The 7,565-nt window shown below is 59.9% G+C and carries 10 protein-coding genes; 5 read left to right on the forward strand and 5 right to left on the reverse strand.

Translation table 11 applies throughout. The features are described 5' to 3' along the window. Positions 1-153 precede the first annotated feature (153 nt). From WBR57_RS22000 to WBR57_RS22020, 5 genes are all read left to right on the forward strand, one after another. Complete coding sequence (locus WBR57_RS22000) at positions 154-1,647, forward strand: RNA polymerase factor sigma-54 (RefSeq protein ID WP_424086565.1); 1,494 nt, start codon at positions 154-156, stop codon at positions 1,645-1,647. 75 nt (positions 1,648-1,722) lie between these two features. Continuing rightward, a complete protein-coding gene (hpf, locus tag WBR57_RS22005) occupies positions 1,723-2,028 on the forward strand; it encodes a ribosome hibernation-promoting factor, HPF/YfiA family (RefSeq protein WP_003171804.1) in 306 nt (101 codons plus the stop codon). A gap of 9 nt (positions 2,029-2,037) precedes the next feature. Then, a complete protein-coding gene (ptsN, locus tag WBR57_RS22010) occupies positions 2,038-2,502 on the forward strand; it encodes a PTS IIA-like nitrogen regulatory protein PtsN (protein ID WP_424086567.1) in 465 nt (154 codons plus the stop codon). Positions 2,503-2,504: 2 nt separating this feature from the next. Continuing rightward, positions 2,505-3,362 (forward strand): RNase adapter RapZ, encoded by an 858-nt coding sequence (rapZ, locus tag WBR57_RS22015; protein ID WP_424086569.1) that lies wholly within the window; start codon positions 2,505-2,507, stop codon positions 3,360-3,362. Between the two features lie 16 nt (positions 3,363-3,378). Further along, complete coding sequence (locus tag WBR57_RS22020; protein WP_424086570.1) at positions 3,379-3,651, forward strand: HPr family phosphocarrier protein; 273 nt, start codon at positions 3,379-3,381, stop codon at positions 3,649-3,651. Between the two features lie 36 nt (positions 3,652-3,687). Here WBR57_RS22020 and WBR57_RS22025 read toward each other — a convergent pair whose 3' ends face one another. From WBR57_RS22025 to WBR57_RS22045, 5 genes are read right to left on the reverse strand one after another with little or no spacing between them, the layout of a single operon-like run. Continuing rightward, positions 3,688-4,581, reverse strand: coding sequence for a ZIP family metal transporter (locus tag WBR57_RS22025; RefSeq protein WP_424086572.1), 894 nt, complete (start codon positions 4,579-4,581; stop codon positions 3,688-3,690). 33 nt (positions 4,582-4,614) lie between these two features. Continuing rightward, a complete protein-coding gene (locus WBR57_RS22030) occupies positions 4,615-5,226 on the reverse strand; it encodes a superoxide dismutase (RefSeq protein ID WP_424086574.1) in 612 nt (203 codons plus the stop codon). A 1-nt stretch (position 5,227) separates the two neighbouring features. Next, complete coding sequence (locus WBR57_RS22035) at positions 5,228-5,656, reverse strand: hypothetical protein (protein ID WP_424086576.1); 429 nt, start codon at positions 5,654-5,656, stop codon at positions 5,228-5,230. Positions 5,657-5,683: 27 nt separating this feature from the next. Further along, the gene (locus WBR57_RS22040) at positions 5,684-7,060 is read right to left on the reverse strand and encodes a class II fumarate hydratase (RefSeq protein WP_424086578.1); all 1,377 of its coding nucleotides are present in this window, start codon (positions 7,058-7,060) and stop codon (positions 5,684-5,686) included. Beyond that, a complete protein-coding gene (locus WBR57_RS22045) occupies positions 7,053-7,448 on the reverse strand; it encodes a FagA protein (protein WP_424086580.1) in 396 nt (131 codons plus the stop codon). Before WBR57_RS22045 ends, WBR57_RS22040 begins: the two co-directional genes overlap by 8 nt. Between the last annotated feature and the right edge of the window lie 117 nt (positions 7,449-7,565).

Here is a 7,565-nt window from a genome sequence, read left to right on the forward strand (position 1 = left end):
TGCGGGCGCCAATAAAAAGCTGCGGATTTTTATTGTCACCGCGCTCTAGGCAAAGCCCCCGATATCAGGCATATAATTTGCTTATGTTTGGCGCTCACGCGCCCTGTCGTGGATGGCGCATTGCGCCGGCGAATAAGGTGTTAAGCCCCTGCCATGAAACCATCGCTAGTCCTGAGAATGGGCCAGCAGCTGACGATGACACCGCAGCTGCAACAGGCCATCCGCCTGCTCCAATTGTCGACCCTGGACCTGCAACAGGAAATCCAGGAGGCCCTGGAGTCCAATCCGATGCTCGAACGCCAGGAAGAAGGCGACGACTTCGATAATGCAGACCCGCTGGCCGACAACATAGAGCAAAAACCCAACTCCGACGTGCAGGAACCCTCCTACCAGGAGACCGCCCCAACGGTGGACAACCTAGAGGAAGGCGACTGGAACGAACGCATTCCCAACGATCTCCCGGTGGACACTGCCTGGGAAGACGTCTACCAGACCAGCGCCAGCAGCCTGCCCAGCAACGACGATGATGAGTGGGACTTCACCACCCGCACCTCCGTCGGCGAAAGCCTGCAGAGCCATCTGCTGTGGCAACTGAACCTTGCGCCGATGTCGGACACCGATCGCCTGATCGCCGTGACCCTGATTGACTGCATCAACAACCAGGGCTATCTGGACGAGACGCTTGAAGAGATTCTTGAAGCCTTCGACCCGGAACTGGACATCGAGCTGGACGAGATCGAAGCCGTCCTGCACCGCATCCAGCAGTTCGAGCCGGCCGGTATCGGCGCGCGCACCCTCAGCGAATGCCTGCTGCTGCAACTGCGCCAACTGCCTGCCAAAACCCCTTGGCTCGCCGAAGCCCAGCGCCTGGTCACCGACTACATCGATTTGCTCGGCAGCCGCGACTACAGCCAGCTGATGCGCCGCATGAAGCTCAAGGAAGACGACCTGCGCCAGGTCATCGAGCTGGTGCAGAGCCTCAATCCTCGGCCAGGCTCGCAAATCGAGTCCAGCGAAGCCGAGTATGTGGTGCCCGACGTGATCGTGCGCAAGGACAACGAGCGCTGGCTGGTTGAGCTGAACCAGGAGTCGGTGCCACGCCTGCGGGTCAACCCGCAATATGCCGGTTTCGTGCGCCGCGCCGACACCAGCGCCGATAACACCTTCATGCGCAACCAGTTGCAGGAAGCGCGCTGGTTCATCAAGAGCCTGCAAAGCCGTAACGAAACCCTGATGAAAGTGGCCACCCAGATTGTCGAGCACCAGCGCGGCTTCCTGGAATACGGCGACGAAGCGATGAAACCCCTGGTTCTGCATGATATCGCTGAGGCGGTGGGCATGCACGAATCGACGATTTCCCGGGTGACCACGCAAAAATTCATGCATACCCCACGGGGCATATATGAACTGAAATACTTTTTCTCCAGCCACGTGAGCACCTCCGAAGGCGGCGAATGCTCGTCCACGGCAATCCGCGCGATCATCAAAAAACTGGTTGCCGCGGAAAATCAGAAAAAGCCATTGAGTGACAGTAAGATCGCTGGTTTACTGGAGGCACAAGGCATTCAGGTCGCCCGTCGAACCGTCGCCAAGTACCGCGAGTCCCTCGGGATCGCGCCTTCCAGCGAGCGAAAGCGTTTGATGTGACGGGCGGGCCACAGCGTTCCAGTGGCAGGCACCCCGGCCTGCCGCTTTATGCACTGGCAACGAAGGAGAAGCTGTATGCAAGTCAACATCAGTGGACACCAGCTGGAAGTCACCAAGCCCCTGCGTGAGTACACCGAGAGTAAGCTGAACAAGCTTGCGGGGCATTTTGACAAGATCACCAACGTGCAGGTCATCATGGAGGTCGACAAACTCAAGCAGAAAATCGAGGCCACCCTGCACGTACCGAATGCCAAGCTCGTCGCCAATGCGGAACATGAGGATATGTACGCGGCGATTGACTCGCTCTACGACAAGCTGGACCGCCAACTCATAAAGCATAAGGAAAAGAATCTGCACCTGATGCAAGGTACAGGTCGTTAACTCCCCCCCATGATCCAACTTCAAACCATCCTGACCCCCGGCCGTTCACTCGTGAACGTGCCGGGCGGCAGCAAGAAAAAAGCCCTCGAACAAATTGCCAACCTGATCAGCGGTCAAGTGCCTGATCTGGAGATGCAAGATGTCTTTGAGGCTCTGATTGCCCGTGAAAAACTCGGCTCCACCGGTTTTGGCAACGGCATCGCTATTCCTCACTGCCGCCTCAAAGGCTGCGAGGCACCCGTAAGCGCCCTGCTGCACCTTGACGCCCCAATCGATTTCGACGCCATCGACGGCGCCCCGGTCGACCTGCTGTTCGTTCTGCTGGTCCCACAAGCCGCCACCGACGCGCACCTGGAACTGCTCCGGCAGATCGCCAGCATGCTCGACCGCAAGGAAGTACGCGACAAACTGCGCAGCGCCCCGACCAGTGAGGCGCTCTATAAGGTTGTCCTGGATGAACAAAACGGGCACTAATCATGCGTTTGATCATCGTCAGCGGCCGCTCCGGCTCGGGTAAAAGTACCGCCCTCAATGTTCTTGAGGACAACGGTTTCTATTGCATCGACAACCTGCCCGCCGGCCTGCTGCCGGAACTGGCGGAACGCGCGTTGATCCACACCGAATTGGCGCAACCCCTGGTCGCCGTTTCGATTGATGCCCGCAACCTGCCCAGCCACCTTGAGCGGTTCCCGCAATTGCTCGAGGAAGTGCGAGCCAAGCACATTCATTGCGATGTGCTGTACCTGGACGCCGATGAAGAGACGTTGCTCAAGCGTTTCTCCGAGACCCGTCGACGCCACCCCCTCAGCAGCCCTCACCGCTCCCTGGCCGAAGCCATCGAAGACGAAACCAAGCTGCTGGGCCCGATCATTGACCTCGCTGACCTCAAGATCAACACCACCGGCCTCAACCTGTACCAGCTGCGCGATGCCATCAAGCTGCGCCTGCTGAACCAGCCGGAGCCTGGGACAGCGTTTCTTGTTGAGTCTTTTGGCTTCAAGCGTGGCATGCCGGTGGATGCCGACCTGGTGTTTGATGTGCGCTGCCTGCCCAACCCGTATTGGAAACCGGAATTACGTGACCAGTCCGGGCTGGATCAGCCTGTAGCCGAGTACCTGGCGGCGCAACCGGATGTAGAAGAGATGTTCCAGGACATCTCCAGCTACCTGCTCAAATGGCTGCCGCGCTTTGCCGCGAGCAACCGGGCCTATGTCACCATCGCCATCGGCTGCACCGGCGGCCACCACCGTTCCGTCTACCTGACCGAACGCCTGGGCCAGGTGCTGCAAAAAACCCTCAAGAACGTCCAGGTTCGCCACCGCGACCTTAGCTGAAAGGAACACCCCCGCGATGCCCGCTCTGGAAATTGAAATCATCAACAAGCTGGGCCTGCACGCCCGCGCTTCCGCGAAGTTCGTCGGTGTTGCCGGCCAGTTTCCCTGCCAGATCCGCGCCGGGCGTACGCCGGAATCCATGGTTGATGGCAAAAGCATCATGGCCATGATGATGTTGGCCGCCGGCAAGGGCACCAGGATTCACTTGCACACGGAAGGCGAGCAAGAGCAGGAAGCTATGGATGCCCTGGTGAAGCTGATAAACAATTACTTTGATGAGGGCGAGTAACGCCCCTCGTTGAAGGACGGTGAGGCCGCAAGGGCCTCACCCCAACGCAGTATCCATCACCATCATCAAACAAAACCCGATGCACAGCCCCAGGCTGGCAAGCTTTTCGTGGCCATTACGCCGCGACTCCGGGATCACCTCGTGGGTCACCACCAACAGCATCGCGCCAGCCGCAAGCGCCAGCCCCAATGGCAACAGCACCTCGGCCAGGCTTACCAGCCAGGCGCAGAGCACGGCAAATACCGGCTCCACCAAACCCGAGGCCGCGCCGATCAGGAAGGCCTTGACCCGCGACATCCCTGCCCCGGCCAACACCAACGCAATCACCAGGCCTTCGGGTACGTCCTGTAAGGCAATACCCATGGCGAGGCTGTCGGCATCCGGCATGCCGCCACCAGCGGAAACACCCACTGCCATGCCTTCCGGGATGTTGTGGGCGATGATGGCGAACACAAACAGCCAGATACGTGGCGGAATCACCGGGCTATCCGGCGTGCCCACCAGCATTTCCGGGCTGGCGCCGGAGACCTTGCGGTCAACCAGATACAACCCGAATGCCCCCAGCATGATGCCAAAACTGATCAGGCCACTGGCGCCCCAGGGTGAAAGCCCCAAGCTCTCAGCGGCGGCAATCCCCGGCACAATCAGCGAGAACGCGGTGGCCGCCAACATCACCCCGGCGCCAAAACCCAGCAAGGTATCGCTCAGCGCCACCGGCATGCGCCGGATGACCAGCACCGGCACCGCGCCAAGCGCCGTGCCGAGCGCGCAGATTGCCCCGCCCTGCAGCGCGCGCAGGATGCGCGGTTCGAGGTTAAGCCAAGCGAGCCCGTGAGCCACCAGCAATGCAGTACCTGCCAATAGCAGCAGCGAGCCAAGCGCATAACGAAACATTCGCCCGCTGCTGATCGCCAGTGTTTCAGTGCCCATAGTCGGCCTTAGGTCTTGTTATGCTGATAAATGTCAGGCCAAAGCGGCCTGATAACGTGCCGCGACTTCCGGCCAGTTGATAACACTGTAGAAGGCATTGATGTATTCCGGGCGACGGTTCTGATACAGCAGATAGTAAGCATGCTCCCAGACGTCCAGACCGAGGATCGGCGTGTTGCCGCTCATCAGCGGGCTGTCCTGATTGCCGCTGCTTTCAACTATCAGGGTCTTTTGCGGGGTCACGCTCAGCCACGCCCAGCCGCTGCCGAACCGGGTCAGCGCGGCTTTAGTGAACGCTTCCTTGAAGCTGTCGAAACCGCCCAGTTGCTCATCGATGGCCTTACCCAGCGCGCCTTCGGGTTTGCCGCCGCCTTTAGGCGACATCACTGCCCAGAACAACGAATGGTTGGCGTGACCGCCGCCCTGGTTGATAACGGCCGCGCGGAGTTTTTCCGGCAGTTGCTGCACGCTGGACACCAGCTTCTCTATCGGCCAGCCCGCGAACTCGGTGCCCTCGACCGCTGCATTGAGGTTGTTGATGTAGGTCTGGTGGTGTTTGGTGTAGTGAATCTCCATGGTTTGCGCATCGATATGCGGTTCCAGGGCATCGTAGGCGTAAGGCAAGGCTGGCAAGGTATAAGTCATATCAATGTGCTCCGTATTGAGGCGTGGTCGACTGCGCCGCAGCGCCGCCCAGCAAGCGATGGGTACGTGGGTACTCGCCGTGATCACTGATGAAATTCAACAGCTCGACGTAGGTCTTGCTGCTCTGGCGCAAGGCTGCCTCGCGCAATTGCGGGCTCAGGCGCGGGTCCTGCATGGTCTGCAGCAAACGCTGGTGAATCGCGCAGAGGTATTCCGCGCTTTCCTCAGGCTGGTTGAGGCGCAGGTGCAGGTCGGCCAGGTTGTGATGGGAAATGACGCAAGCCGCCACTGCTTCGTCGGCATCCGCCCAGCGTTCGAACAACACCTGGGCCAAGGCCAGGGCCTGCAAATAGGCCTCGCGAGCGTCGACCAGTTCGCCTTGCATAAAGCAGCGATTGGCCCGTTCGATCGTGCGTTTCCAGTGCTCCATGGTGAGCCTCCAAAGCAGAGTCGGTGATTACACGCCGCCGGCCGTGAGCTTTTCCGGGTCCAGCAGGACCTCCAGTTGGCTACGTGGCAAATCGGTGTGCTCGAGGGCGACATCAATCACCGGGCGGCCTTGCTGATAGGCCTTTTTGGCGATTTCAGCAGCCTTTTGGTAACCAATGATCGGGTTGAGTGCAGTGACCAGGATCGGGTTGCGCGCCAGCGCCTCCTTGAGCTTGGCCTCATTGACCTTGAAGCTGGCGATCGCCTTGTCCGCCAGCAGACGGCTGGAATTGGCCAGCAGCTCGAGGCTGCTGAGCAGGTTCTGGGCGATGATCGGCAGCATCACGTTCAGCTCGAAATTGCCCGACTGACCCGCGATGGTGATCACACTGTCATTGCCGATCACCTGCGCGGCGACCATGGCGGTCGCCTCCGGAATCACCGGGTTGACCTTGCCCGGCATGATCGACGAGCCAGGCTGCAGGCCTTCCAGCTCGATTTCACCGAGGCCGGCCAAGGGGCCGGAGTTCATCCAGCGCAGGTCGTTGGCGATCTTCATCAGCGATACGGCGATAGCTTTCAATTGGCCAGACACAGCCACGGCGGTGTCCTGGGAGCCAATCAGTGCAAACAGGTTCTTGCCCGGAGTGAATTTCACGTCGGTCAGGCTGCTCAGTTGCTGGCTGAACCGCGCAGCGAATTCCGGGTGAGCGTTGATCCCGGTACCGACTGCCGTGCCGCCCTGAGCCAGGGCCTGCAGGCTCGGCAGCAGGTCCTGCAAGTGGCCGATATTGGCCTTGAGCTGCTGCGCCCAGCCATTGAGCACCTGGCTCATGCGCACCGGCATGGCATCCATCAGGTGGGTACGGCCGGTCTTGATGAACGGGTGAACCTCTGCCGCCTTTTGCTCGATCACCTGCACCAGGTGCAGCAGCGCCGGCAGGGTTTGCTCATGCAGCACCAGGGCAGCGCTGACATGGATGGTGGTAGGGATGATGTCGTTGCTGCTTTGGCCACAGTTCACGTGGTCGTTGGGGTTGACCGCCTCGCCCAGCAAACGGCTGGCGAGGGTCGCAATCACTTCGTTGGCGTTCATGTTGGAACTGGTGCCGGAGCCGGTCTGGAAGATATCCACCGGGAAGTGCTGCATGAAATCGCCTTCCAGCAAGCCTTGGGCGGCATCGACGATGGCCTTGCCCTGCCCTTCGCTGATTTGCTTGAGGTCGACGTTGACCTTGGCGGCGGCGGCCTTGGCCAGGATCAGGGCGCGAATGAATTGCGCCGGCATACGCTGATGACTGATCGGGAAGTTGTTCACCGCGCGCTGAGTTTGCGCGCCGTACAAGGCCTCGGCGGGCACCTGCAGTTCGCCCATGCTGTCGCGTTCGATACGGGTGTTACTCATCGTTTGATCCTTGCACCAGGTCGGAGTGAGAAATCGAGGGCAGCAATTCGCAGGTCGCCAATTGCCAGGCAAAGGTCTGCCAGCGCTTGAGGCGACAGGCACAGTGGGAGAGTTTTTCCAGGTCGCGCAGGGGGCGCCAGGCCTGGTCCAGGCACACGGAGCGCCAGTGCCAAGGCAAGGCGATGTCGCTGGCGGTGTCGATCAGCAGCCGGAATGAGGTCTCGGCGATCGTCCACGGATGGGTGGCGGTGCAACAGGCCAGGTAGCGCCCCTCGCTGAGGTAATGTTCGATCAGGCGAGGTTCATTGGGATCGAGGCCACAGCGGATCTGACGACTCATCCAACGCCAGCTCTCCAGGTAGGGATCCTCATGCAGGACAGAACTCATGATCCACACTCATTCGGTAATGATATTTATTATTAAATGATATTGAGAATCAAAACAAGGGTGGCACGTTAATCCTGCTGTGACACGCCCATAAAAAAGGCGCGCCATCTGTAGGAT

Source organism: Pseudomonas sp., from assembly GCF_049590575.1.
In the GTDB taxonomy this organism is placed as follows: domain Bacteria; phylum Pseudomonadota; class Gammaproteobacteria; order Pseudomonadales; family Pseudomonadaceae; genus Aquipseudomonas.